Below are 25338 nucleotides of genomic sequence, written 5' to 3'. Positions count from 1 at the left end.
GAGTCCGCGGGGACGGCGATCCCCGGCATCGCGGCCCAGCCCGGCGGCGAGCCCATCGCCGAGGCCGCGCGCGCGGCCTTCGCCGACGCGCTGCGCCGCACGGCCGTGGTGGGCGCCGGCTTCGTCACGCTCGGCCTGTTCGCGACCCTCGCCCTGCCACCCGCGCGCCGCGAGGAGCACGAGGACGGCGCCGACCCGGCGGCACTCGCGGCGCTGCAGGGAGGCGGGGGACCCGGCGGCAACTAGGATCGGTCGGACGCCCGCGAGGGCGCTGACCCGTTCCGCCCGGAAGGACCCCCGTGCTCCGCACCCACACCGCCGGCTCGCTGCGAGCCGAGCACATCGGCCAGACCGTCACGCTCACCGGCTGGGTCGACCGTCGCCGTGACCACGGCGGCGTGGCGTTCATCGACCTGCGGGACGCGTCGGGCATCGCCCAGGTGGTCGTCCGCGACGAGGCCGTCGCGCACGGGCTGCGCAACGAGTACGTGCTCCAGGTCACCGGGGCCATCGGCGCACGGCCGGCCGGCAACGAGAACACGCACCTCGCGACCGGCGCCGTCGAGCTCACGGCAGAGTCGGTCGTGGTGCTCAACGAGTCCGCACCGCTGCCCTTCCAGGTGTCCTCCGCCCTCGACGAGCAGATCGGCGAGGAGGCGCGCCTGCGCTACCGGTACCTCGACCTGCGCCGCCCCGCCCCCTCGCGCGCGCTGCGCCTGCGGGCCAAGGCCAACGCGGCGGCGCGCGCCGTGCTCGACGCGCAGGACTTCGTCGAGGTCGAGACGCCCACGCTGACCCGCTCGACGCCCGAGGGCGCACGCGACTTCGTCGTGCCCGCGCGCCTCGCACCGGGCTCCTGGTACGCCCTGCCGCAGTCGCCGCAGCTCTTCAAGCAGCTGCTCATGGTGGCCGGCATGGAGCGCTACTACCAGATCGCCCGCTGCTACCGCGACGAGGACTTCCGCGCGGACCGCCAGCCCGAGTTCACCCAGCTCGACGTCGAGATGAGCTTCGTCGAGCAGGACGACGTCATCGCGGTCGCCGAGCAGGTGCTCGTCGCGCTGTGGGAGCTCATCGGGTACACCGTCCCGACCCCCATCCCGCGGATGACCTACGCCGAGGCGATGCGCCGGTTCGGCACCGACAAGCCGGACCTGCGGTTCGGCCTCGAGCTCGTCGAGCTGACCGACTACTTCTCCGCCACGCCGTTCCGCGTGTTCCAGGCGCCCTACGTCGGGGCCGTCGTCATGCCGGGCGGCGGCTCGCAGCCGCGCCGGACGTTCGACGCGTGGCAGGAGTGGGCCAAGCAGCGCGGTGCCAAGGGCCTGGCCTACGTCACGGTCTCCGAGGACGGCGAGCTCGGCGGTCCCGTCGCCAAGAACCTGTCGGACGCGGAGCGCGAGGGTCTCGTGGCGGCCGCGGGCGCCCGGCCGGGCGACTGCGTCTTCTTCGCGGCGGGCAAGGCCCCCGAGGCGCGCGCGCTGCTCGGGGCCACGCGCCTGGAGATCGGGCGGCGGGCAGAGCTCATCGACACCTCGGCGTGGTCCTTCCTCTGGGTCGTCGACGCACCGCTGTTCAAGCCGACCGGCGAGGACGACGACGTCGCGGTGGGCACCGGGTCCTGGACCGCGGTGCACCACGCCTTCACCTCGCCGACGCCCGAGTGGATCGACACCTTCGAGGCCGACCCGGGTGCGGCGCTGGCGTACGCCTACGACATCGTCTGCAACGGCAACGAGATCGGCGGCGGGTCCATCCGTATCCACCGCCGCGACGTGCAGCAGCGGGTGTTCGAGATGATGGGGATCGGCGAGGAGGAGGCCCAGGAGAAGTTCGGCTTCCTGCTCGACGCGTTCGCGTTCGGTGCGCCGCCGCACGGCGGCATCGCCTTCGGCTGGGACCGGATCCTCACGCTCCTGACGGGCTCGGAGTCGATCCGCGACGTCATCGCGTTCCCGAAGTCGGGCGGCGGCTACGACCCGCTCACCGGCGCGCCGGCGCCGATCACGGCCCAGCAGCGCAAGGAGGCCGGGGTGGACGGGGTCGCGCCGTCGGCCGCGGCAGCCGGGGCCGTGCCGGCCGCGGCTCCCACGGCCTGAGCCACCCGGTCGGGCTGCGGATGGGTGACACGACAGGCCACCTGCCCGGTGACCTGCCGGGCGTGCTGCCCCCGGGCTGGCGGTCGGACCGCCTGCTCCTGGGGGACCGCGGGCACGGACCCGTCGTCGCGCTGCGGGGCGACGACCGCGCCGTGGTGCTCGCCCTGGCGCGGCCGTCGCGCGTGACCCTCGTCGGTCGTGGTGCGGCCGACGCCGTGGTGCACCGGCTGGGCGAGCTCGTCGGCGACCCGGCGGCGCGCTCCGTGGTCGCCGACGTCGGCTGGATGAGCCTGCCGCGGGGCGCGCACGTGCCCCGCGGCGTGCTCGCCGCGACGGGGCTGGTGCCCTTCTCGACGTGGGACTGGATGGCCACCGACACGGTGCCGCCGGAGGTGCCGGGCGAGGACGACGTCGTGCCGCTGGACCGGATCGCGGACGCCGCCGCCATCCGCGCCTGCCTTGCCGTGGCGAACCCCGGCACCACCGCCGAGCCGGCGGCCGACGGCGAGGTGGGCTGGTGGGGCGTGCGCGGACCCGTGGGGCTGCTCGGCGTCGTCGGTGCGGCCACGCGGGCCGGCGACCCTGCCCGGCTGGACGTGTCGTGGCACCTGCACGGCCTGGGGGTGGTGCCGACGGCCCGACGGCAGGGCTGGGGTGCCGCGCTGACCGTCGCCGCCGTGCGGGCCGGCCTCACCGCAGGGGCCGACTGGGTCTCGCTGGGGCACTACGCCGACAACGACGCCGCGCGGCGGGTCTACCGTCGGCTCGGCTTCGTCACCGAGGGGGAGTTCGCCTCGTACGGGCCGCCACGCGCGACGCACCCGCCCGGCTGAGCCGCCCGGGCCGGCTGGCGCCGAGGCGTCGTGGCCGTCGTCGGACCGGGCGCCGTCCCGGCTCACCAGCGGGTCGGCACGTCCGTCTCGCCGGTGAACCCCCGGTGGCGGGGGAGGTCGTCGTCGAGCATCGGGATGCCGTACAGCTCGCCGGGCGTCGGGTCGAGCGTCTGGACCACGGGCCGCGCGGCGTAGGAGCGCCGCCAGAGGGCGCGCAGGACCATGAAGCCAGCCCCCAGCGCCCCGCAGAGGAGCAGGAACGGCAGGACCGCCCACCGGGAGGCGTCCGAGTCGACCGTCGCCTGGAGCACCATGGCCCGGGTCAGCACGACGACGACGAACCCGATGACGAGCGTCGCCCAGCGCGCCCGCCACCGCAGCCGCCGGTATCGCGCGAAGTCCGTCGGTGCCGGTCGCATCACCGGGGTGCGCGGCGCCGGCACGGGTCGCATCGGACGGCGCGCCTCAGTGGACGATCGCGAAGCGGCGTGTGGCGCGCGTCAACCACGCCGGGGCCCACCAGTTGTGCTTGCCGAGCAGGGTCATGGTCGCCGGCACCAGCAGCATCCGGACGAGCGTCGCGTCGATGAGCACCGCCACGGCCAGGGAGAAGCCGACCTCCTTGATGACCAGCAGCTGGCCGAAGATGAACCCCATGAACACCACGATGATGATGAGCGCAGCCGAGGTGATGATCCGGCCCGACCGCTGCAGGCCGAGGCGCACGGCCTCGTCGTTGCTCACGCCCGCGTCGTGCAGCTCCTTGACCCTCGAGAGCAGGAAGACCTCGTAGTCCATCGCGAGGCCGAACCCGAACGCGACGATCATCGCCACGACGTAGGTCTCGATGCCCCCCGTGGAGCGGAACCCCAGCAGCTCCTCGAGGTGGCCCTCCTGGAACACCCAGACGAGCACGCCCAGCGAGGCGGACATCGACAGCACGTTGGTGAGCAGGGCCTTGACGGGGATGACCACGGAGCCGGTCATGAGGAACAGGAGCACGAAGGTCGCCACGACGACGATCCCGGCGGCCCAGGGCAGCCGGTCGATGAGGGCCTGGGTGAAGTCGATCTGGTTGGCCGCCTGACCGGTCACCCACGTCGGGAAGGGCGCCTCGGTGTCCCGCACGGCATGCACGACGTCGCGCGCCACCCCGCCGCCCGGGTCCGTGGTGTCCACGCGCACCCCGACGAGCACGTACGCACCGAGCGGCGCCGCCGGGTCGACCGAGAGGACGTCGGGCAGGTCGGCGAGCTGGTCGCCCCACTCCTGGACGTCGTCGAGCGATCCCTCGGCGACCACGAGGACCGTCGGGGCCTTGGAGCTCGGGTACTGCTCGGCCAGGATCTCCACGTACTCGCGCTGGTCCGAGCCGAGGGGCAGCAGCTCGGTGGTCGAGTTGCGCAGCTCGAGGTGGGCCAGGGGTAACGAGAGCACGCCGAGGACGACGAGGCTGCCGGCCAGGACCGCCCACGGGCGACGCTGCACCCACGCGGTGAGGCGGGAGAAGACCCCCTCCTCCGCCGAGACGTCGCCGGTGCGCGCGATGATCCACCGCAGACCGGGGATGCGGCCGACGACGCCGGGCTTGATGAGCCGTCGCCCCGCGAGCGTGAGCAGCGCCGGGACGAGCGTGAGCGCGGTCGCCACGGCGACGAGGATGACCGCGACGCCCGCCGAGCCCACGGCCCGCAGGATCGAGGGCTGGAAGACCACGAGCCCCAGGATCGAGATCGCGACGGTCAGGGCGGAGAACGTCACGGTGCGCCCGGCGGTCTGCATGGTGCGCCGCAGAGCGGTCTGGACGGCCCCGTCGCCCCGGCGGCGGCGCACGGCTGCGCCCTCGTCCGCGTCGAGCAGCAGGTGCATCTCCTCGCGGAAGCGCGACACGATGAGCAGGCCGTAGTCGATCGACAGGCCGAGCCCGAGGATCGTCACGACGTTGACGACCGACGCGTCCATCTCGAGCCAGTGGGACAGCACGAACACGCTGCCCAGCCCGCCCGCGATCGACGCCAGCGCCCCGACCATCGGCATCGACGCGGACAGCAGGCCACCGAAGACGAGCACCATGATGAGCAGCGCGACGGGCAGCGCGATGGCCTCGCCGGTGCGCAGGTCCTGCTCCACCTGGTCGGTGATCTCCTCCACGATGAGCGTGGTCCCGCCGACGATGCCCGTGGCGTCGGCGGCGCTCGTCAGCTCTGCCGGCAGCGCCCGCAGGCGCTCCTCGACCGCGACGAGCGCGGCGTCCTGCGCGTCCTCCGTGATCTCGTGCTCGAGCTCGACGACGACGAGGAAGCCGTCACCGTTCGCGGCGAGCAGGGACGCGACGGCGGGGTTGGTGGGTCCGTCCGGCATCATGAACGGGTCGACGACCGCCGCCACGCCGGGGATGGCCAGCAGGTCAGCCCTGGCGTTCGCGACGGGTGCCGCCACGTCCTCGTCGAGGGGGTCGGCGCCCTGCACGACGAGGGTCAGGCTCGCACCGTTGACCGAGGAGTCGGCGATGATGCCGTCGGCGATGTCGCTCTCCGAGCCGGGTACGGCGGGGGCGCCCGTCGACAGCCGGTCGAAGAGGTTCTCCCCGGCCACGCCACCCAGGGTGACGGCGAAGCAGGCCACGGTGAACACGGCCCATGCGAGGATCGCCCACTTCGGGTGCCGGGCGATCGTGCGGCCAAGGGAGTCGAACACCTGATCAGCATCCCAGGTCGGCGCCGTGGGGTGCACATCGGCCCGCCGGGCGCTGCGTAGGCTCACGGCATGGACCTGTTCGACGCCGCGACCGCCACCGAGCAGGGGCTGCCGAGCTCCGCGCACGGCGCGCCCCTCGCGGTGCGGATGCGGCCCCGGTCGCTGGCCGAGGTCGCCGGGCAGCAGCACCTGCTGAGCGCGGGCTCCCCGCTGCGGCGGCTCGTCGAGCCGGCCGATGAGGCCTCGCGCCGGGCGGCGCCGTCGTCCGTCGTGCTGTGGGGACCGCCGGGCACGGGCAAGACGACCCTCGCCTACCTCGTCGCCGCGACGTCCGGCCGGCGGTTCGTGGAGCTCTCCGGCGTCACGTCCGGGGTCAAGGACGTCCGGGCCGTGGTCGAGGACGCCCGGCGCCGGCTGGCGACCGGCGGCGCGGAGACCGTGCTGTTCATCGACGAGGTGCACCGGTTCTCCACGACGCAGCAGGACGCCCTGCTGCCCAGCGTCGAGAACCGCTGGGTGACCCTCGTGGCGGCGACGACCGAGAACCCCAGCTTCTCTGTCAACGCGCCGCTGCTGTCCCGCTCCCTGCTGCTCACGCTGCAGCCGCTCTCGAGCGACGACGTGCGCGCGCTGCTCCGCCGCGCGGTCGAGGACGAGCGCGGGCTCGGCGGCACGGTGGTGCTCGACGAGGACGCCGAGGACCACCTCCTGCGCCTGTCGGGCGGCGACGCCCGCAAGGCACTGACGGTGCTCGAGGCCGCAGCGGGTGCCGTGCTGCAGGCCGCGCCGCACCTCGCCGGTGCGCAGCTCCCCCCGGCCGTGGTCACCCTGGCGGCCGTGGAGCAGGCGGTCGACGTCGCCGCCGTGCGCTACGACCGCGCGGGCGACCAGCACTACGACGTCATCAGCGCGTTCATCAAGTCGATGCGCGGCTCGGACGTCGACGCCGCCCTGCACTACCTGGCCCGGATGGTGGTCGCGGGGGAGGACCCACGGTTCATCGCGCGGCGGGTGGTCATCGCCGCGGCCGAGGAGGTGGGCATGGCGGACCCGTCGGCGCTGCAGACCGCCGTCGCGGCCGCCCAGGCCGTCGCCCTCATCGGGATGCCGGAGGCGCGGATCATCCTCGCCGAGGCCGTGGTGCACGTGACGACGGCGCCCAAGTCCAACGCCTCGTACACGGCGCTCGACGCGGCGATCGCCGACGTGCGCGCCGGCAAGGTCGGTCCCGTGCCGCCGCACCTGCGCGACGCCCACTACGCGGGAGCGGAGCGCGTGGGCCACGGCCAGGGTTACCGCTACGCGCACGATGAGCCGCACGCCGTCGCAGCCCAGCAGTACGCGCCTGACGACCTCGTCGGTGTCCGCTACTACCGTCCGTCGGACCGCGGTGCGGAGCACGCCGTCAGCGCCCGGCTGGAGCGCATCCGAGCGATCCTCGACGGCCCCTGACCCCAGGCTCCGCTGGGGCTTCCCGACTCCCGGTCCCTGCGCCGACTCGCCGCTCCTCGGACCTGGGTCCTGGAACGGATCTGCGCACTGGTGGCACGGAACTGTTCCAGAACGGCGGTGCGCACGACGACGTCGCGGTGCTCAGCCGTCGGCGACGAGCAGGCGGATCTGGGCGAGCACCGCGGCCGGCCGATCGGCGAGGTCGGCCCAGGTGAAGCGCAGGACGGTGAAGCCGGCAGCGACCAGCCGGTTCTGGCGCGAGCGATCAGCCTGGAACCGCCCGATGTCGTGGAACGCGTAGCCGTCCACCTCGATGACCAGCCGGGCGGCCGCGAACAGCACGTCGACCCGGCCGATCAAGCCGTCGGCGTCCCAGACCCGCTGGTTGAACTCCCAGCCCGTCAGCCCGGCCCGTCGCAGGATCGTGTGGAGCCGACGCTCCGCGCCGCTGAGCGTCCCGCGGGCGAGGTCGTCCATCGCCGCGCGTCGGGCTGGGGAACCCCAGCTTCTCGGGCGCCGGCGGAGTGCCTCCGCCAGGTCGTCGGTCGACAGGAGGTCGCGGGTGGCGACCCAGGCGAGCAGACCCTGGGAGTCCCGTTCCGGGAGGCGACCGAGGCAGTCGAGGATCGTGCGTCGCCTGCTGGTCACGAGTCCGATCCCGACCCGGACGACATCCTGCGGGTCGAGGTCCAGACGATGCGAGACGAGCAGGTGCCTCGAGCGGGTCCGCCGGCAGACGACGACGTGGACGGTGCCGTCGTCCGGGACCGGAAGGCGGTGCAGGCGCGCGGCGCTCGACAGGGCCACGACCCCGCCCGGCCAGGTGAGCGCGGCTGCCTGTACCTGGCACATGGGCGTCGCGGCGGCCGAGGTCAGCGTGAAGCCGTCACCGGCAACCCTTCGCCAGGCGCCGCTCTCGCGACGGTGCCGAGCCTGCGCCGTGGTCATCCCGGCGTCCTGCGCCTGCGCCACGGTGAACACGCCCGCCTGGGCGGCCGCAACCGGCGGGATCCACTCCTGAGCGCGCCGCTTCACCACGCCGGGATCGTGACGGGACGGCAGGCTCACCGCGGGCGGGACCCTGCAGCCTGTGGACCCACTCCAGCGCACGGTCCCCGGTGGACAACACCGTGAACGTTGCCGGCCCGCCCATCCCCGCACGGTTCTGGAACTGATCGGTCAACGACGGACCCCGATCGGTTCCAGAACTGCACCCGCAGTGGCGGGATGGGCGAGGTGGGCGGACGGGGGTGGTGGGGAGGGGGCACACGGAGTGGGGGAGGGGTGGGAAGCCGCTCAGGGTGGGGTAGAGTTGGGGGGTTGCCCGCTTGCGGGTGACCCCTGGGGACCTCAGCCGCACCACGAAGGTTGGTCCCACACCCGCCGGGAGAACCCGCCGCGGGATGTGCCTCGACAACGACAGGAAGTCCCACGTGTCCTCTGTGACCCGCGCGCGCCGCCAGGTGCGCCTCTCCCGGGCCCTCGGCCTGGCCCTCACCCCGAAGGCCGTCCGCCACTTCGAGAAGCGGCCCTACCCGCCCGGCGAGCACGGCCGCGCCCGCCGCCGCACCGAGTCCGACTACGCGGTGCGTCTGCGCGAGAAGCAGCGCCTGCGCGCCCAGTACGGCCTGCGCGAGAAGCAGATGGCCCGTGCGTTCGAGGCCGCCAAGAAGACCCCCGGCCTGACCGGTGAGGCCCTCGTCGAGAACCTCGAGATGCGCCTGGACGCCCTCGTGCTGCGCTCCGGCTTCGCCCGCACCATCCTGCAGGCGCGCCAGGTCGTCGTCCACCGTCACGTCCTCGTCGACGGCAAGATCGTCGACCGTCCGTCGTTCCAGGTGACCCCGGGCCAGACGCTGCAGATCAAGCCGCGCAGCCAGACGACGGTGCCGTTCCAGGTCGCCGCCGCCGGTGCGCACCGCGACGTCCTGCCGGCCGTCCCGGGCTACCTCGAGGTCCAGCTCGAGAAGCTGACCGCCGTGCTGACGCGCCGCCCCAAGCGCGCCGAGGTCCCGGTGACCTGCGAGGTCCAGCTGGTCGTCGAGTACTACTCGCGCTGATCGCCCACGACGCCCCGCACCACGGCCGGCCCGACCGGCTGGTGCGGGGCGTCGCTGCGCCCGGCCCGAGTAAGGTCGTCCTGGTATCTGCCCTCGAGGAAGGATCTCCATGTCCGTCGGAGATGTCGCCGGTCTGCTCGGAGCCATCGGGTTCCTCATCCTCGTCGGCTTCCTTGCCATGCCGCTGTACCGCCTCTCGCAGGTGCTCGACGAGGCCAGGACGTCGGTCAAGGAGCTCACGGAGCACACCGTCCCGGTGCTGGACGAGACCGCCGCGACCGTCGCCACCACCAACGCCCAGCTGGTCAAGGTCGACACCGTGACGACGTCGGCCGCCGAGATCAGCCAGAACGTCTCCGCCCTCACGGCGCTCGTGGCGGCGACCGTCGGCGGCCCGCTCATCAAGGTCGCCGCGTTCTCCTACGGGGTGCGCCAGGCGCTGTCCGGGCTGGTCGAGAAGGTCCGACGCTGATGGCGCGCCTGTTCTGGGTGGGCGTCGGCGCCGCCGGCGCCGTGCTCCTGGCCCGACGCGTGCGCACCGCCGTGCACCGCTACACGCCCGACGGCGTCGCCGAGCAGGTCGAGCACGCGGGCCGCGGCACGGTCAGTGCGCTCCGGGAGTCGGTGGACACGTTCACCACCGCGCGCGCCACCCGGGAGCGCGAGCTGCTCGGGTCCCTGCTCGTCACGCCCGAGGGTGGCGACGCAGGAGCGGTCTTCGGACGTCGCGACCGCGCGGGCCGTGGCGAGCACCTGCGGCCCAACCCGCCTGCCCAGGATGCCGGCGCGTCGGGAACCTCGCCGGCGCCGGGGGCCGTGCCCAGCGGGCGCGTCGACGAGGACGAGCCGCTCTACGACTTCTAGGCCGCGGCCCCGGCCGCGGACCGCCCCGCACCGTCACCACCGATCGCACACCGACACCGCCCACCGAACCCGGGCGCCGGCCAGCACGCCGGCCCGCCCGCCCTGCCGTGAAGGACACCATGCGGACCGCCGAGATCCGACAGCGCTGGCTCGACTACTTCGGCCAGCGCGGACACACCGTCGTGCCGAGCGCGTCGCTCATCTCGCCCGACCCGTCGACGCTCTTCACGATCGCCGGGATGGTCCCCTTCATCCCGTACATGCTCGGCCAGCAGACCCCGCCGTGGGACCGTGCCACGAGCGTGCAGAAGTGCGTGCGCACCCTCGACATCGACGAGGTGGGCAAGACGACCCGCCACGGCACGTTCTTCCAGATGAACGGCAACTTCTCGTTCGGCGACTACTTCAAGGAGGGGGCGATCTCCTACGCGTGGGAGCTCGTCACCGGCTCCGTCGCGGACGGCTGCTACGGGTTCGACCCGGACTCGATCTGGGTCACCGTCTACCACGAGGACGACGAGGCGGCGGCGCTCTGGAAGCGGATCGCCGGGCTGCCGGACGAGCGCATCCAGCGCCGCGGCAAGAAGGACAACTACTGGCACACGGGACAGCCCGGCCCGGCCGGCCCGTGCTCGGAGATCTACGTCGACCGCGGCCCGCAGTTCGGCGCCGACGGCGGCCCCGTGGTCGACGAGGACAGGTTCCTCGAGATCTGGAACCTCGTCTTCATGCAGTACGCGATCGACCAGGTCAACGCCAAGGACGACTTCCACGTTGTCGGCGAGCTGGCGTCGAAGAACATCGACACCGGGATGGGCCTCGAGCGGGTCGCCTACCTGCTGCAGGGCGTCGACAACCTCTACGAGATCGACGAGGTCTTCCCCGTCATCTCCGCGGCGGCGGAGCTCTCGGGCCGCCGGTACGGCGCCGACCGGGACGACGACGTGCGCATGCGCGTCGTGGCGGACCACGTGCGCTCCTCCCTCATGCTCATCGGCGACGGCGTGACGCCGTCGAACGAGGGGCGCGGCTACGTGCTGCGCCGACTGCTGCGCCGCTCCGTGCGGGCCATGAAGCTGCTGGGCGTCGACGAGCTCGCGCTGCCCCACCTGCTGCCGGTCTCGAAGGACGCCATGGGGGCGTCCTACCCGGAGCTCGTCACCGGGTTCGACCGCATCTCGCGCGTCGCCTACGCCGAGGAGGAGGCGTTCCGCCGCACGCTCGTCGCGGGCACCACCATCCTCGACACCGCGGTGGCGAGGGCGAAGCAGGCCGGGGCGACCTCGCTCGCGGCGGAGCAGGCGTTCGCGCTGCACGACACGTACGGCTTCCCCATCGACCTCACCCTCGAGATGGCGGGCGAGCAGGGGCTGCACGTCGACGAGCAGGGCTTCCGGGACCTCATGCGCACCCAGCGCGAGCGGGCGCGGGCCGATGCGAAGGCCAAGAGGGGCGCGCACCTGGACACCACGGTGTACCGGGAGCTGCGCTCGAGCGGGCCGACGGAGTTCACCGGCTACACCGAGCTGAGCACGTCGTCGTCCGTGCGCGGCCTGCTGCTCGACGGCGTGCGGGTCGCCGCGGCGGGCGAGGGGCAGACGGTCGACGTCGTGCTGGAGCGCACGCCGTTCTACGCGGAGTCCGGCGGCCAGGACTCCGACGCGGGCCTCATCACCGGGGACGGCCTTCGCCTCGAGGTGCTCGACGTCCAGCGCCCCGTCAAGGGCCTGGTGGTGCACACCGTGCGCGTGGTCGAGGGCGAGCTGGTTCCGGGCACCGCGGTGCTGGCGCAGGTCGACCCCGAGTGGCGCCTCGGCGCGCGCCAGGCGCACTCCGGCACGCACGTGGTGCACGCCGCGCTGCGCGAGGTGCTGGGCCCGGACGCGCTGCAGTCCGGCTCGTACAACAAGCCCGGCTACCTGAGACTGGACTTCGCGTGGAACCAGGCGCTGTCGCCTGCCACGCGCAGCGAGGTCGAGGACGTCGCCAACCGCGCGATCCGCCGCGACCTCGGCGTCAGCTGGCAGTACATGACCCTGCCCGAGGCCCGCGCCTGGGGCGCGATCGCGCTGTTCGGCGAGACCTACGACGAGCAGGTGCGCGTCGTGGAGATCGGCGGCCCCTGGTCGCGCGAGCTGTGCGGCGGAACGCACGTGGACCACTCGAGCCAGATCGGGCTCATCGCGCTCACCGGTGAGGCGTCCGTCGGCTCCGGCGCGCGGCGCGTCGAGGCCCTCGTGGGCCTGGAGGCCTTCCATCACCTGGCGCGCGAGCGCGCCCTCGTGGCGACCCTGACCGACACGCTCAAGGTGCGCCCGGAGGACCTGCCCGAGCGCGTCGCGTCGCTCGCCGCGCGCCTGCGCGAGGCGGAGAAGGAGCTCGCCGGGTTCCGGCAGGGCCGGCTGCTCGAGCAGGCTGCATCGCTCGCGGCCGGTGCCGTGGCGCACGGCGGCGCGCGCCTCGTGGCGCACGATGCCGGCGCCGTCTCCTCCGCGGACGACCTGCGCACGCTCGCGCTCGACGTGCGGGGCCGGCTGGGCGAGGAGCCGGCCGTCGTCGCCGTCGGCGGCGTGGCCAAGGACCGGCCCGTCGTGCTCGTCGCGACCAACGCCGGCGCGAGGGCCGCCGGCCTGCGTGCCGGCGCCCTGGCCAAGGTCGCGGCCGCGGTGCTCGGGGGCGGCGGGGGCGGCAAGGACGACGTCGCCCAGGGCGGCGGGACCGACCCTGCACAGCTGGCCGCAGCGCTCGTCGCGGTGCGCGAGGCCGTCCGGGTGGCCGGTGCCTGACGTGCCCGGGGCGTCCGGGGCGCTGCCGCGCGGCGTGCGCCTCGGGGTCGACGTGGGGTCGGTGCGCGTGGGTGTCGCTGCCAGTGACCCCGACGGGCTCATCGCCACGCCGGTCGAGACCGTTCCGCGGGACCCGGCCTCGGCAGACGACCTCGCGCACCTGGCGCACCTGGCCGGGATCGTCGCCGAGCGGGCGGCCGCGGTGGTCTACGTCGGCCTGCCGCGGCAGCTGTCCGGCGCCGAGGGTTCGGCGTCCGCGACGGTTCGCAACTATGGTGGTGCGTTGGCGCGAGCCGTCGCGCCCGTTCCCGTGCGTCTTGTCGACGAGCGGATGAGCACCGTGACGGCCCACCGCGCCATGCATGCCTCGGGACGTCCCGGGCGCCGGCACCGTCAGGTCGTCGATCAGGTGGCCGCCGTCGTCATCCTGCAGGCGGCGCTCGACGCCGAGCGCGCGACCGGTGCGCGCGGTGGCGAGCTGGTAGGGCCGAGCACGGACACGATGGATCGCAGCGGGGGCGCGACGCAACAGGAGGGTTCTGCGTGAACGACGTCTTCCTCGACGAGATCGCCCCCGCGGGCGAGCCCGAGCCGGGCCGCACGCGGTCGGGTGCGCGCCGGGGCGGCCGGGTGGACCGGGACCGCAGGCGTCGCCGCCGCCGTCGCCGCATCGTCATGCTCGCGCTGACCCTCGCGGTGCTCGGCGCGACCGCGTTCGCCGTGGTCCAGTGGGTGCTGCCCGTGCTGAGCAGCGTGGTGGGTGGCACCGAGCAGGAGGCCGAGGACTACCCGGGCCCCGGTCAGGGCAGCGTCGAGGTGGTCATCCCCGCCGGCGCCACGGGTGCCGCCATGGCGCAGGTGCTCGCCGAGGCCGACGTCGTGAAGTCGCCGCTCGCCTTCTCGCGCGCCTTCTCCGCCGACCCGGCCGCCGCAGGGATCCAGCCGGGTACCTACCGGCTGCTGCTCCAGATGCGGGCCGCCGACGCGGTGACCGCCCTGCTCGACGCGCAGAATCGCGTGCAGACCAAGGTGACCATCCCGGAGGGCCTGCGGGTGGAGCAGATCCTGGAGAAGCTCGCCTCGGTGACCACCGTTCCGGTCGAGGAGTTCCAGGCCGCGATGGCCGACACCGCCGCGACGGGCCTGCCCGCCGAGGCGGCCGGGAGCTACGAGGGCTGGATGTTCGCCTCGACGTACACGTTCGAGCCGGGCACCACACCGACCGAGATGGTCGCGGCGATGGTCGCGCAGACGGTCGCGATCCTCGACGCGCGGGGCGTCGCCCCGGCGGATCGGCTCCGGGTCCTCACGGTCGCCTCCCTCGTCGAGGCCGAGGCGCGCACGCCCGAGGACCGGGCCATGGTGGCGCGCGCCATCCAGAACCGCCTCGACATCGACATGAAGCTCGACATCGACGCCTCGGTGGCCTACGGCGCCGGGGTGTCCGGCAGGGACCTGACCCGGGCGGACCTCGACGCCGACACGCCCTTCAACCTCTACCTGCACACCGGCCTGCCGCCCACGCCGATCGCCGCGCCCTCCGAGGTGTCGATCGACGCCGCGCTGGCACCGGCGGACGGCCCGTGGCTGTTCTGGGTGACGATCAACCTCGAGACGGGGGAGACCCGGTTCGCCGAGACCTACCCCGAGCACCTGGCCAACGTGGCCCTGCTGCGCGCGTGGGAAGAGGAGAACGCGGCGGACGAGGGGTGAGCACCCCGGGCCGCCGGGCCGCGGTGCTCGGCCACCCGATCGCCCACTCGCTGTCCCCGGTGCTGCACCGCGCGGCGTACGCGGCGCTGGGCCTGCACGGCTGGCGCTACGACGCCCTCGACGTCACGGCCGACCAGCTGTCCGAGGTGGTCGAGGACCTCGACGCGACGTGGGCCGGCCTGAGCCTGACGATGCCGCTCAAGCAGACCGTGCTGCCGCTGCTCGACCACGTCGAGCCGCTGGCCGAGGTGCTCGGCGTGGTGAACACCGTGCTGGTCCAGGGCGGCCGGGTCCGCACGCTCGTGGGCGCCAACACCGACGTGCACGGGATCGTCGCCGCGCTGGGTGCGCCCGCCGTCCGTCGGGGTGTCGTCCTCGGCGGGGGAGCGACCGCTGCCTCGAGCCTTGCGGCGCTGGCCGAGCTGGGCTGCACCTCGCCGACGGTGCTCGTCCGGTCGCTCGGCCGCGCCGGCTCGCTCATGCGGGCCGCGCACCGGATGGGCGTCGAGCCGCGGTTCTGGGCCATGGAGCCCGTCGAGCGACTGCTCGCGGAGCTGCTCGCGGCCGACGTCGTGATCTCGACGCTGCCGCCGCACGGCGCCGACGCGCTGGCCGCGACCCTGGCGGCGAGGCTGGCCGGCGAGCCGGGACGGGGCGCGCCGCTCGGGCTGCTGCTCGACTGCGCCTACGACCCGCGGCCGACGGCGCTCGGCACCACGTGGGCCCACGGTGGCGGCACCGTGGTGGGCGGGGAGCGGATGCTCCTGCACCAGGCGGCCGAGCAGGTGCGGCTCATGACGGGCCGGCCCGCGCCGCTCGAGGCGATGGATGTCGCCCTGACGGCGGCTCTCGACCGGCCCGCCGGTGACCTACCCTGAGCGGGTGCCCGACCAGCCGGACGACCAGCTCGCCGACGACCAGCCCGCCGCCGAGCCGGCCCCTCGCCGCCGGCTGCGCGACCGCTGGGTGCTGCTCACCGTCCTCGTCCTCGTCACGTCGCTGGTCGGCGGGGTAGGGATCGGCGTCGCCGTGCTGGCCGGGCGGCTCTCGAGCAACGTCGAGCGGATCGTCGACCCCTTCGCTGACCTCACCGACCGGCCCACCGTCCCGGCCGCGAGCCCCGCCCCCGGCCAGACCGCCGCGCCCAGCACCGCGGCGGCCATGAACATCCTCGTGCTCGGCTCCGACAGCCGGATCTCGGCGGGCGACCCGACCCAGTGGGTGGCGGGCGCGCAGCGCACCGATGCCATCCTGCTCGTGCACCTGCCCGCAGACGGCAGCGCGGCCTACGCGATGTCGATCCCGCGCGACGCGTGGGTGGACATCCCCGGCCACGGCGAGGCCAAGATCAACGCGGCCTACTCCCTTGGCGGCCCCACGCTGCTCATCCAGACCTTCGAGCAGCTCACCCAGGTGCGGATCGACCACTTCGCGATCGCCGACTTCGAGTCCTTCGCGGCGATCACCGACGCGATCGGCGGCGTGCGGATCACGCTCGCCGACGATCTGTACGACCGCCGCGGCCACCTCATGGTCACCGCGGGCGAGCAGGTGCTCACGGGCGAGCAGGCGCTGGTCTGGGCGCGCGAGCGCAAGAACCTCGTGCGGGGCGACTTCGACCGGGTGCAGCGGCACCAGGCGTGGATGCGCGCGATCGCCCGGCGCGTGACGGCCAACGGGACCTTGCGCAACCCGGTCACGGCCGTCGCGTTCCTCGACGCCGTGACCCGCTCGGTCGCCGTGGACGACGGGTTCACGCCGGACGTCATCAGCGGGCTGGTGACCCAGGCCAGGGACCTCGGCAACGACGACCTGTCCTTCTTCACGGTGCCGATCTCCGGTGTCGGCACCAGCGACGACGGGCAGAGCATCGTCCTGCTCGACCGCGCTCGGTTCGACGAGCTGATGGCCTCCGTCGCCGCCGACACGGTGGGTGCCTACCTCCTGGCGCACCCCGACGACGTCGACCGCCTGCCCGCCGTCGTCCCCTGACCCCGGCGCCCGACCGGGCGCAGAACCGGGCTTCAGCCCGGCGCCCCGCCTGCCGATAGTCACTGCACGGCACCGACCGACGCGCTCCCGCGCGGGTCCTGGTCCTCGGCGCCCGGAAGGACTCCTGTGAAGCAGCTGGGTGACATCCTCCTCGACGAGGGGCTCGTGACCGAGGCGCAGCTCATGGCCGCGCTCGACGAGCAGGTGATCCGTGGGCAGTCGCTCGGCCGGGTGCTGGTCGAGATCGGCATGCTCTCGGAGGCACAGCTGGTCCGCGCGCTCGCCAACCAGGTGGGCATGCCGTTCATCGAGCTCGCCGACTACCCCGTCGACCGGTCGGCCGTGGCGCGCGTCCCGAGCGCGATGTGCCGCCGCTACACCGTGCTGCCGGTCGGCGTGGTCGAGGGCTACCTCGTCCTGGCCATGGCGGACCCGGGCAACGTCCTGGCGGTCGACGACGCGCGCACGCACTCCCAGATGCCCGTGCACCCGGTGGTCGCGACGCGCGAGGACCTGCTCGCGGCCATCGACCGGTTCTGCCGCGCGGACGAGGAGATCGACGACCTCGCCTCGGCCTTCGAGGACGACAACGAGGCCGAGAACGACCTGTCCAAGGTCGGCGAGACCATCGAGGACGACGCGCCGATCGTGCGGTTCGTCAACCTCCTGGTGACCCAGGCGATCTCGGACCGCGCCTCGGACATCCACATCGAGCCGGCGGAGAGCGACCTGCGCGTGCGCTACCGCATCGACGGCGTGCTGCACGAGATGCAGCGCGCGCCCAAGCACATCCAGTCGGGCGTCATCTCGCGGCTGAAGATCATGAGCGACATCGACATCGCCGAGCGGCGCAAGCCCCAGGACGGCCGCATGTCCGTGGTCCACCAGGGCCGCAAGATCGACCTGCGCGTGGCCACCCTGCCGACGGTGTGGGGCGAGAAGGTCGTCATGCGCATCCTCGACAACTCCACGGCGAGCCTGGACCTGCGCGACCTGTCCTTCCTCGAGGAGAACTACGAGACGTACAAGGAGTCCTACTCCAAGCCGTACGGGATGATCCTCGTCACGGGCCCCACCGGCTCGGGCAAGTCGACCACGCTGTACGCGACGCTCAACGCGGTGTCCCGGCCGGAGATCAACGTCATCACCGTCGAGGACCCGGTCGAGTACCGGCTCCCCGGGATCAACCAGGTGCAGGTCAACCCCAAGGCGGGCCTCACGTTCGCCGGTGCGCTGCGCTCGATCCTGCGCTCTGACCCGGACGTCGTGCTCCTCGGCGAGATCCGCGACCACGAGACCGCGCAGATCGCCATCGAGGCCGCCCTCACCGGGCACCTCGTGCTCTCCACGCTGCACACCAACGACGCGCCCAGCGCGGTGACGCGCCTCGTCGAGATGGGGATCGAGCCCTTCCTCGTCGGCTCGGCGCTCGACTGCGTGGTCGCCCAGCGCCTCGCGCGCCGGCTGTGCGCCAAGTGCAAGGAGCCGTACACCCCGACCGAGGTCGAGCTCATCGCCGCGCGGTTCCCGTGGAACCCGGGGGAGGAGCTGCCGGTGCTGCACCGCGCGGCCGGCTGCTCGGCGTGCTCCAAGACCGGCTACAAGGGCCGGATGGCCATCCACGAGGTGATGCGCGTGACGGAGGACATCGAGCGGCACGCGGTCGCGCACTCGTCGTCATCGGACATCGGCAAGACGGCGCGCGAGCAGGGCATGATCACGCTCCGCTCGGACGGCTGGACCAAGGTGATGCTCGGTCAGACCTCGATCGAGGAGATCCTGCGCGTCGTCGCCTGACGACCTTCACCCTCAAGGCCGGGACCACCCCGGTCGATAGACGACACGTGAGCGTCCCGTACGGGCGCCGACGACCGAGAGGCCAGCTGTGAACCAGATCGCCCCCGAGCCCGGGCCAGAGACCTACCGCGCGGTGCCGCCGTACCTCGGCGGGGCGTCCGCAGCTCCGGTGACGGGACAGCTGCCCACGCGTCAGGCGATGCCCTACGGGCAGCCGCCCCTGGCCGGCTCCCCGGGGCAGCTGCCCACGCGACGCAGCATGGGCGCAGCACCGGCCCCGCTCGGCTCGCCGATCGCCGCACCGGCCCCTGGAGCCCCGCCGGCCCCGCTGACGGCCGGCGCCTTCGCCTCGGCCGCGCCCGCCCCGGTGTACCCGCCCGCGCCGGTCCAGACCTACGCGTCGCAGCCGGCAGCCCCCGCCGCGCCGCCCACCCAGCCCGCCGCGCCGTCGGCCGCCGCGCGCGGCGGTCGGGTGCCCGAGCGCAGCGCCCGCATCGGCCTCGCGCAGGTCGCCCAGGAGGGCGACGTCGACCTCGACGCCGCCCTGCGCGCGATGATCGAGTCCGGCGGGTCCGACCTGCACCTCACCTCCGGCGCCCAGCCGATGATCCGGCTCGACGGCGGCCTGCGGCCCCTCGAGGGCTTCCCCGTGATGTACGCCGAGGCCCTGCAGCGCACGCTGTACGGGATCCTCAGCCAGAAGCAGCGCGAGGTCTTCGAGGACGCCCTCGAGCTCGACTTCGCCTATGCCGTGCGTGGGGTGTCGCGCTTCCGCGTCAACTACTACAAGCAGCGCGACTCCGTCGGCGCGGCCTTCCGGATGATCCCCTACGAGATCAAGCCGCTCGAGGAGCTCGGGGTCCCGCCGGTGGTGGCGAACTTCGCCGGCCTGCCCCGCGGGCTCGTGCTCGTCACCGGACCCACGGGCTCGGGCAAGTCGACCACGCTCGCGGCCATCATCGACCTGGCCAACCGCAGCCGCAGCGACCACATCATGACCGTCGAGGACCCGATCGAGTTCCTCCACCGCCACAAGAAGTCGCTCATCAACCAGCGCGAGGTGGGGGCGGACACGCACTCGTTCGCCAACGCCCTCAAGCACGTGCTGCGCCAGGACCCGGACATCATCCTCGTCGGCGAGATGCGCGACCTGGAGACCATCTCCGTGGCGCTGACCGCCGCCGAGACCGGTCACCTCGTCTTCGCCACCCTGCACACCCAGGACGCCGCGCAGACCATCGACCGCATCATCGACGTCTTCCCGGCGTTCCAGCAGGAGCAGGTGCGCACGCAGCTGGCCAGCGCCCTGCAGGGCGTCGTCTGCCAGACGCTGTGCAAGAAGGCCAACGGCAAGGGCCGCGCCGTCGCGACCGAGGTGATGCTCGCCACGCCGGCGATCCGCAACCTCGTGCGCGAGGGCAAGACCCACCAGATCTACTCGGCGATGCAGGCGGGTGCCGGCCAGGGCATGCACACCATGGACCAGCACCTCGCGGAGCTCGTCCGGGCCGGGCGGATCACCTACGAGGTCGGCCTGGAGAAGTGCCACCACGTCGAGGACTACAACCGGCTCGTCGGGCGCACGTCGCGCATGACGCAGGGCGCCGGCGGCATGGCCGGCCCGATGAACGCCTCGACCGCTGGCGCGCCCGGGGGCTCGGCGGTGCTGCGATGAGCGGCGCGGCGCGCACGTACGAGTACGCCGTCCGGGACCGCTCGGGCAAGATGGTCAAGGGCCGGATCGAGGCCAGCAACGAGGCCGCGGTCGCCAACCGGCTCAAGACCATGGGCATGGCCCCGCTGTCGATCTCCGAGGTGCAGAACACCGGGCTCAACCGGGACATCTCCATCCCCGGGATGGGCGAGAAGATCACGCTCAAGGACCTGGCCGTCATGGCCCGGCAGATGGCCACGATGATCTCCGCCGGCCTGTCGCTGCTGCGGACCCTGTCGATCCTGGCCCAGCAGACCGAGAACAAGGCGCTGGCCAAGGTGCTGGCGACCGTGCGCAACGACGTCGAGACGGGCACGTCGCTCTCGGCGGCGATCGGACGCCACAAGGACACCTTCCCGCCGCTCATGATCAACATCATCAAGGCCGGCGAGGTGGGCGGCTTCCTCGAGCAGGCGCTGCTGTCCGTGGCGGCCAACTACGAGTCCGAGGTCAAGCTCCGCGCGCAGATCAAGTCCGCGATGACCTACCCGGTGATGGTCTTCATCATGGCCATCCTCGCCGTGGTCGGCATGCTGCTGTTCATCGTGCCGGTGTTCGAGCAGATGTTCACCGACCTCGGCGGCGAGCTGCCCGCGCCGACCAAGGTGCTGGTGTTCCTGTCCGGCGTCATGAAGTGGCTCGCACCCGTGCTGCTCGTGGTGTCCATCGTCTTCTCCGTGTGGTGGCGCAAGCACAAGAATGACGACGCCGTGCGCTCGAAGAAGGATCCGCTGTTCCTGAAGATCCCCATCTTCGGTCCTTTGTTCCAGAAGGTCGCGATTGCACGTTTCACGCGCAACTTCGGCACCATGCTCGGCGCGGGCGTGCCCATTCTCCAGGCCCTGGACATCGTGGGGGAGACCAGCGGCAACTGGGTCATCGAGGTGGCGGTCAAGGACGTCCAGGACAACGTGCGCACGGGGCAGTCGTTGTCGGCGCCGTTGGCGAAGCACCCCGTGTTCCCGCCCATGGTGGTCCAGATGATCGCCACGGGTGAGGACTCGGGCGCCATGGAGATCATGCTGGAGAAGATCTCCGACTTCTACGACGAGGAGGTCACCTCGACCACCGAGCAGCTGACCTCGCTCATCGAGCCCCTGATGATCGGCATCCTCGGCACCGTCATCGGCGGCATGATCATCGCCCTGTACATGCCCATCTTCTCCATCTTCGAGCTGGTCGGCTGAGCCCGCCCGCCTCGGCAGGACGACGGCCGCTCCCGGAGGGGGAGCGGCCGTCGTCGTCTGCGGGTGCGCGCAGTGGTGCGGCGGGCTGTCGGGATGTGCACCCTTGTGGCGGAATGTCCGGTTCCGTCGGCACGGGCGCAAGGAATGTGATGGGCCGAGCGGGTGAAAAGGGCTCCCGACGCGTTCCGGGGCTCAAGTCCCCGCGCCGCCCCACCGATGAACTCTTTGTACCAAGCAGACCGGCCCCGGCCGGCAGCACTCACCACCAGAATCGCCATCGAAGAGGAGTTTCCCGTGATCGCTCGTATCCGCAAGTCGCTCGAGAACAAGGAGCAGGGCTTCACGCTCATCGAGCTCCTCGTCGTCATCATCATCATCGGCATCCTCGCCGCGATCGCCATCCCGGCGTTCCTCAACCAGCGCGAGAAGGCCTGGGTCTCCCAGGTCGAGTCCGACCTCAAGAACGCGGCCATCGCCGCCGAGTCCCAGGCTGTTGACGACAACGGCGACTACAGCGCCCTCAACGGCGTGGTCGTCGAGACCAACGGAGTCGTCACCGCCGCCGGCCCCTTCGACCTCAACGGCTTCAACGGCACCGTGGGCGTCGACATGGACGTCACCGCGGCCGACGCCACGGGCTTCACCCTGCAGGCGACGCACGCCAACCTCAACGGTGGCGCTGACGTCTACACCTACGACTCCGACACGGGCGTCATCGCCGGTCCGTGATGTTGATGCTCTAGGACGACTGTGGGGCGCCGCCTGAGCGGCGCCCCACAGTGCCGTCAGGGCGAGTCAGCCCGTTGCACCCGCAGTTGCAGGAACGAGTCCCAGCGGTCGTTCGAGGAGGGTCCCAGTGCACCGAGTAGTCCGCCGGCGGTTCGTTGCCGGGCCAGACGAAGGTTCGTCGCTCATCGAGGTGATCGTCGCGATGTTCATCTTCGCGCTCATCTCGGTCGGCGTGGTGCACACGATGACCTCCGTGCTCTCGGTCTCCCGGGACTCGCGGTCCCGCCAGGTGGCGCTCAACCTCGCGGCGCAGGAGATCGACCGGTCGCGGGAGAGCTCGGACGACCTGTTCGCGCTGCTGACCGAGGACCTCGACGACGTGGTCCTCAACGGGGACACGTTCCACATCCACCGCGAGACGCAGTGGGTCTCCGACCCCGGCCTGGACCTCGAGTGCGGTTCCGGAGGCGGGACGCTGCGCTACAAGCGGGTCAACGTCACGATCACGTGGGACAACATGCGGTCCAGCACGGACGCGGTCCGGGCCGACACGATCATCGATCCCCAGGAGCGGATCAACGACCCGACGAAGGGCACCATCCTCGTCTCGGTGCTCAACTCCCAGGGCTCCGGCAGCTCCGGCGTCACCGTCGGCGCCACGGTGGGGTCGCCGGCCAACGGCGCCACGGCCCTGGCGACGGCGCCGTCGCCGACCGACTCCGAGGGCTGCTCCTACATCCTCAAGGTCGTGCCCGGCAACTACGACGTGACCGTCTCCCGGTCCGGCTACGTCGACGACCGGCACGCGGCCACCGCGTCGACGACGGTCTCGGTCATCGCGAACCAGTCGACGACCGTCCAGTTCCAGTACGACCGGGCGGCGACCGTGACGGCGAGCTACGCGACCACGTCGCCCGTCCCCGGCACGCGCATCCCGGCGAACGTCGCCACGACCTACCTCGGGGGGGTCGACCCGTACGTCGCCCAGCCCACGATCGACACGACCGTGACGACGCGCACCCTGCCGATGCACCCCATCGCGTCCGGCTACCAGGCGTTTGCCGGAACGTGCGTCGCCGCCGACCCGGAGGCGTGGCCGGACGGCACCGACCTCGCGAGCCAACCGATCTCCGGCGTGCGCGAGCCAGCCTTCACCACGGTGCCCGGCGGGACCGCGGCGACGAACGTGCCGATGGGTGTCGTCACGGTGACGCTCGGAGGGTCGGCCGGCGGTCGCCAGCTGCGCGCGACCTCGACCACGGGTCAGGCGGCCACAGAGGACCCTGGCTGCGGCGCCACGCCGGTCGTCTACAGCTTCGGCAACACCGCTGCCACGCGACTGCCGGGCAGCGGCACCATGACCGTCGCGCTGCCCTTCGGCTCGTGGTACCTGGAGTCGTACAACGGCTCGAGCTGGGTGCGTGTCACGCAGGCTCAGCTCACGCTGGTCACGACCACGGGCCGCAGCGAGACGGCCGGCGGCGCCAACGGTGTGGTCACCTTCGACCCGAGAGTGGTGGCCCCGTGAGCGCGGTCGAGCACGGCAAGGGCCGGCCGCCGCGGGATGGCGGCGTCAGCCTGCCAGAGCTCATCGTGACCATGATGCTCATCAGCGTGCTCTCGCTGGTCGTGCTCGGGCTCGTCAGCTCGATCTCTCGGACCTTCACGCGCGACCGGTCGGCCACCGACAGCACCAACATCGCGGCGGTCGGCATGAACGAGATCACCCGTGTGATCCGGTCCGGCACCGAGATCCCCATGACCGGGGGCAGGCGCCCCGTCTTCATCGCCGCCGGCGCCGAGTTCCTCGAGATGCACGCGTTCCTCGACACCTCGGCGGCCGACCCGCAGCCCGTCAAAGTGCGCTTCGAGGTGAGCGGGTCCCGGGACCTCACGGAGCACCGATGGTTCGCCAACGCCGCGAGCGAGCCGAACTGGACCTTCGTCGGCACGGCGACCTCACCCTCGACCAGCCGTGTCATCGCCCGCAAGATCTCGCCGGTCGCGGCGGCCCCGGTGTTCCAGTACTACGACTCGCTCGACCGCGACGCCGTCGCGCTGGTGATCCCCGGCAGCGGCTTCACCGCCACTCAGCTCGCGAGCATCGTGCGGGTGGAGGTCACCCTGTCGGTGCAGGCTGACCTCACCGCGCGGGCCGAGCCCGTCGTCCTCACCAACACCGTCGGTATCCCCAACCTCGGCGTCAACCTCCTGGGAGCAGCGACACCATGATCCGTTTCCTCCGCTCCCTCATGGCCCAGCGGGACCGGGGCATCGCCCTACCGCTGGTCCTCGGCGTCGGCATGACGCTCTCGGCACTGCTCGTCGCCGGTGTCGCCTACTCGGTCGGCACGCTCGACAAGGCGCGCTCCGACCAGGACTGGAGCGGGGCGCTCGCTGCGGCCTACGCCGCCATCGAGGAGTACCAGAGCCGGCTCGCCAATGACACGACGTACTTCCAGTACGGCAACCCGGCCTCCACGTTCTCGCGACCGTTCCCTGCCGACCCGAGCAACATCGCGAACTCGAACGTCACGCTGCCCACCGGGTCCGCGACCAACGCCGCCTTCGGCGTGGGGGTCTCCGGGACGTGGGCCACCGTGCCCGGCAGCGACGGCACGTCGCAGTTCCGCTACGAGGTGGACAACTCGGCGTACTACTCCAGCGGGACTCTGCGCCTGCAGGCGACCGGGCGCGTCGGCGCGGAGACGCGCTCGATCGTGGCCGACCTGCGTCAGCGGGGCTTCATCGACTTCCTCTACTTCACGGACTACGAGATCCAGGACCCGCAGATCACGGGCGACAACGTCGCCACGTGCGTGCGCTACGCGTGGGCCGGACGGCCCAACACCGGATGCAAGGAGATCGCCTTCGGCAGCAACGACGTCGTCGACGGACCGGCGCACTCCAACGACATCATGCGGGTCTGCAACGCGCGGTTCACGCGCCAGGTGACGACGGGGTACAACCCCGCCAGCGCGACCGCACTGCTGTACCGCCCGCGCGACTCCAACTACAACTCGTGCACGGGCCAGGTGTTCGACCTCGCAGGGCAGCCGTCGCGCGAGGGCGTCATCGGTATGCCGCCGACCAACACCCAGCTCAAGCGCGAGACGCGGTCCGACCTCACGGGCGTCGACGTCCCGCGTCCGGGGTGCCTCTACACCGGCCCGACGACGATCAGGTTCAACTCCAACGGGACCATGACGGTGCGCTCACCGTGGACCCGGGCGACCAACGTCGCTGGGGACCCCGCGACGAGCGGCACCACGCCGGCCGCGTGCGGCCTTCCCGGCACGGGCGCCAACCAGCTGGGGAGCGCCGCGGGCGCCACGATCACGGTCCCGGCCAACAACGTCGTCTACATCCAGGATGTGCCGACGACGGCCGGCAACCCGAACACCTGGGCGACGAC

Annotated in this window: 20 protein-coding genes and 2 pseudogenes; 19 read left to right on the top strand and 3 right to left on the bottom strand. The window is 72.5% G+C overall.

All coding sequences use genetic code 11. The features are described from left to right. The 3 genes and pseudogenes from PKY62_RS03365 to PKY62_RS03355 form a co-directional block, all read left to right on the top strand. Positions 1 to 246, top strand: a pseudogene (locus PKY62_RS03365) (hypothetical protein); the annotation flags it as partial. Positions 247 to 299: 53 nt separating this feature from the next. Next, on the top strand, positions 300 to 2099 hold the full coding sequence (aspS, locus tag PKY62_RS03360; RefSeq protein ID WP_324534845.1) for an aspartate--tRNA ligase: 1800 nt from the start codon (positions 300 to 302) through the stop codon (positions 2097 to 2099). A gap of 20 nt (positions 2100 to 2119) precedes the next feature. Beyond that, positions 2120 to 2932 carry a GNAT family N-acetyltransferase gene (locus tag PKY62_RS03355; RefSeq protein WP_324534843.1) on the top strand — a complete coding sequence of 271 codons (813 nt, stop codon included), beginning with the start codon at positions 2120 to 2122 and terminating at the stop codon, positions 2930 to 2932. A 62-nt stretch (positions 2933 to 2994) separates the two neighbouring features. On the opposite strand, the gene PKY62_RS03350 is transcribed toward PKY62_RS03355, so the two are convergent. Both PKY62_RS03350 and PKY62_RS03345 read right to left on the bottom strand, forming a co-directional pair. Then, entirely contained in the window at positions 2995 to 3375 is a 381-nt protein-coding gene (locus PKY62_RS03350; RefSeq protein ID WP_324534841.1) for a hypothetical protein, read from the bottom strand. A gap of 22 nt (positions 3376 to 3397) precedes the next feature. After that, positions 3398 to 5629, bottom strand: a complete 2232-nt coding sequence (locus PKY62_RS03345) for an MMPL family transporter (protein WP_324534839.1) — start codon at positions 5627 to 5629, stop codon at positions 3398 to 3400. Between the two features lie 69 nt (positions 5630 to 5698). On the opposite strand from PKY62_RS03345, the gene PKY62_RS03340 reads away from it, so the two are divergent. Beyond that, complete coding sequence (locus PKY62_RS03340; RefSeq protein WP_324534837.1) at positions 5699 to 7081, top strand: replication-associated recombination protein A; 1383 nt, start codon at positions 5699 to 5701, stop codon at positions 7079 to 7081. A gap of 141 nt (positions 7082 to 7222) precedes the next feature. On the opposite strand, the gene PKY62_RS03335 is transcribed toward PKY62_RS03340, so the two are convergent. After that, positions 7223 to 8116 carry a DUF559 domain-containing protein gene (locus tag PKY62_RS03335; protein ID WP_324534835.1) on the bottom strand — a complete coding sequence of 298 codons (894 nt, stop codon included), beginning with the start codon at positions 8114 to 8116 and terminating at the stop codon, positions 7223 to 7225. Between the two features lie 398 nt (positions 8117 to 8514). On the opposite strand from PKY62_RS03335, the gene rpsD reads away from it, so the two are divergent. From rpsD to PKY62_RS03260, 15 genes and pseudogenes are all read left to right on the top strand, one after another. Continuing rightward, positions 8515 to 9141: a 30S ribosomal protein S4 gene (rpsD, locus tag PKY62_RS03330; RefSeq protein ID WP_324534833.1), complete on the top strand. Its 627-nt coding sequence runs from the start codon at positions 8515 to 8517 to the stop codon at positions 9139 to 9141. Positions 9142 to 9250: 109 nt separating this feature from the next. Next, complete coding sequence (locus PKY62_RS03325; RefSeq protein WP_324534831.1) at positions 9251 to 9613, top strand: DUF948 domain-containing protein; 363 nt, start codon at positions 9251 to 9253, stop codon at positions 9611 to 9613. Continuing rightward, entirely contained in the window at positions 9613 to 10005 is a 393-nt protein-coding gene (locus tag PKY62_RS03320; RefSeq protein WP_324534829.1) for a hypothetical protein, read from the top strand. Before PKY62_RS03325 ends, PKY62_RS03320 begins: the two co-directional genes overlap by 1 nt. 119 nt (positions 10006 to 10124) lie before the next feature. After that, positions 10125 to 12791 (top strand): alanine--tRNA ligase, encoded by a 2667-nt coding sequence (gene alaS / locus PKY62_RS03315; protein WP_324534827.1) that lies wholly within the window; start codon positions 10125 to 10127, stop codon positions 12789 to 12791. Beyond that, positions 12784 to 13338, top strand: coding sequence for a Holliday junction resolvase RuvX (gene ruvX, locus PKY62_RS03310; protein ID WP_324534825.1), 555 nt, complete (start codon positions 12784 to 12786; stop codon positions 13336 to 13338). The genes alaS and ruvX overlap by 8 nt, the downstream gene beginning before the upstream one ends. Continuing rightward, a complete protein-coding gene (gene mltG, locus PKY62_RS03305) occupies positions 13335 to 14504 on the top strand; it encodes an endolytic transglycosylase MltG (protein ID WP_324534823.1) in 1170 nt (389 codons plus the stop codon). The genes ruvX and mltG overlap by 4 nt, the downstream gene beginning before the upstream one ends. Then, on the top strand, positions 14501 to 15382 hold the full coding sequence (locus PKY62_RS03300) for a shikimate dehydrogenase (protein WP_324534821.1): 882 nt from the start codon (positions 14501 to 14503) through the stop codon (positions 15380 to 15382). The genes mltG and PKY62_RS03300 overlap by 4 nt, the downstream gene beginning before the upstream one ends. 4 nt (positions 15383 to 15386) lie before the next feature. Next, the gene (locus PKY62_RS03295; RefSeq protein ID WP_324534819.1) at positions 15387 to 16496 is read left to right on the top strand and encodes an LCP family protein; all 1110 of its coding nucleotides are present in this window, start codon (positions 15387 to 15389) and stop codon (positions 16494 to 16496) included. Positions 16497 to 16622: 126 nt separating this feature from the next. Further along, a complete protein-coding gene (locus PKY62_RS03290) occupies positions 16623 to 18293 on the top strand; it encodes a GspE/PulE family protein (RefSeq protein ID WP_324534817.1) in 1671 nt (556 codons plus the stop codon). A gap of 88 nt (positions 18294 to 18381) precedes the next feature. After that, positions 18382 to 19968, top strand: a complete 1587-nt coding sequence (locus PKY62_RS03285) for a type IV pilus twitching motility protein PilT (RefSeq protein WP_324534815.1) — start codon at positions 18382 to 18384, stop codon at positions 19966 to 19968. Next, on the top strand, positions 19965 to 21194 hold the full coding sequence (locus PKY62_RS03280; protein WP_324534813.1) for a type II secretion system F family protein: 1230 nt from the start codon (positions 19965 to 19967) through the stop codon (positions 21192 to 21194). The genes PKY62_RS03285 and PKY62_RS03280 overlap by 4 nt, the downstream gene beginning before the upstream one ends. A 294-nt stretch (positions 21195 to 21488) precedes the next feature. Continuing rightward, positions 21489 to 21923: a prepilin-type N-terminal cleavage/methylation domain-containing protein gene (locus tag PKY62_RS03275; RefSeq protein WP_324534811.1), complete on the top strand. Its 435-nt coding sequence runs from the start codon at positions 21489 to 21491 to the stop codon at positions 21921 to 21923. A 127-nt stretch (positions 21924 to 22050) separates the two neighbouring features. Then, complete coding sequence (locus PKY62_RS03270) at positions 22051 to 23451, top strand: type II secretion system protein (protein ID WP_324534809.1); 1401 nt, start codon at positions 22051 to 22053, stop codon at positions 23449 to 23451. Further along, the gene (locus PKY62_RS03265) at positions 23448 to 24155 is read left to right on the top strand and encodes a prepilin-type N-terminal cleavage/methylation domain-containing protein (RefSeq protein WP_324534807.1); all 708 of its coding nucleotides are present in this window, start codon (positions 23448 to 23450) and stop codon (positions 24153 to 24155) included. Before PKY62_RS03270 ends, PKY62_RS03265 begins: the two co-directional genes overlap by 4 nt. After that, positions 24152 to 25338 (top strand): annotated as a pseudogene (locus PKY62_RS03260) (hypothetical protein); the annotation flags it as partial. The gene PKY62_RS03265 and the pseudogene PKY62_RS03260, both read left to right, overlap by 4 nt.

The sequence above is a fragment of the Actinotalea sp. genome (genome assembly GCF_035443605.1).
In the GTDB taxonomy this organism is placed as follows: Bacteria; Actinomycetota; Actinomycetes; order Actinomycetales; family Cellulomonadaceae; genus Actinotalea.
The sequence above is the reverse complement of the archived record's forward strand: the minus strand, read 5'-3'. Positions and strand labels throughout refer to the sequence as shown.

Coding starts and splice junctions, on each gene's coding strand:
- alaS (WP_324534827.1), top strand. CDS start 10,125: ATGCGGACCGCCGAGATCCGACAGCGCTGGCTCGACTACTTCGGCCAG.
- PKY62_RS03355 (WP_324534843.1), top strand. CDS start 2,120: ATGGGTGACACGACAGGCCACCTGCCCGGTGACCTGCCGGGCGTGCTG.
- PKY62_RS03320 (WP_324534829.1), top strand. CDS start 9,613: ATGGCGCGCCTGTTCTGGGTGGGCGTCGGCGCCGCCGGCGCCGTGCTC.
- PKY62_RS03340 (WP_324534837.1), top strand. CDS start 5,699: ATGGACCTGTTCGACGCCGCGACCGCCACCGAGCAGGGGCTGCCGAGC.
- PKY62_RS03280 (WP_324534813.1), top strand. CDS start 19,965: ATGAGCGGCGCGGCGCGCACGTACGAGTACGCCGTCCGGGACCGCTCG.
- PKY62_RS03325 (WP_324534831.1), top strand. CDS start 9,251: ATGTCCGTCGGAGATGTCGCCGGTCTGCTCGGAGCCATCGGGTTCCTC.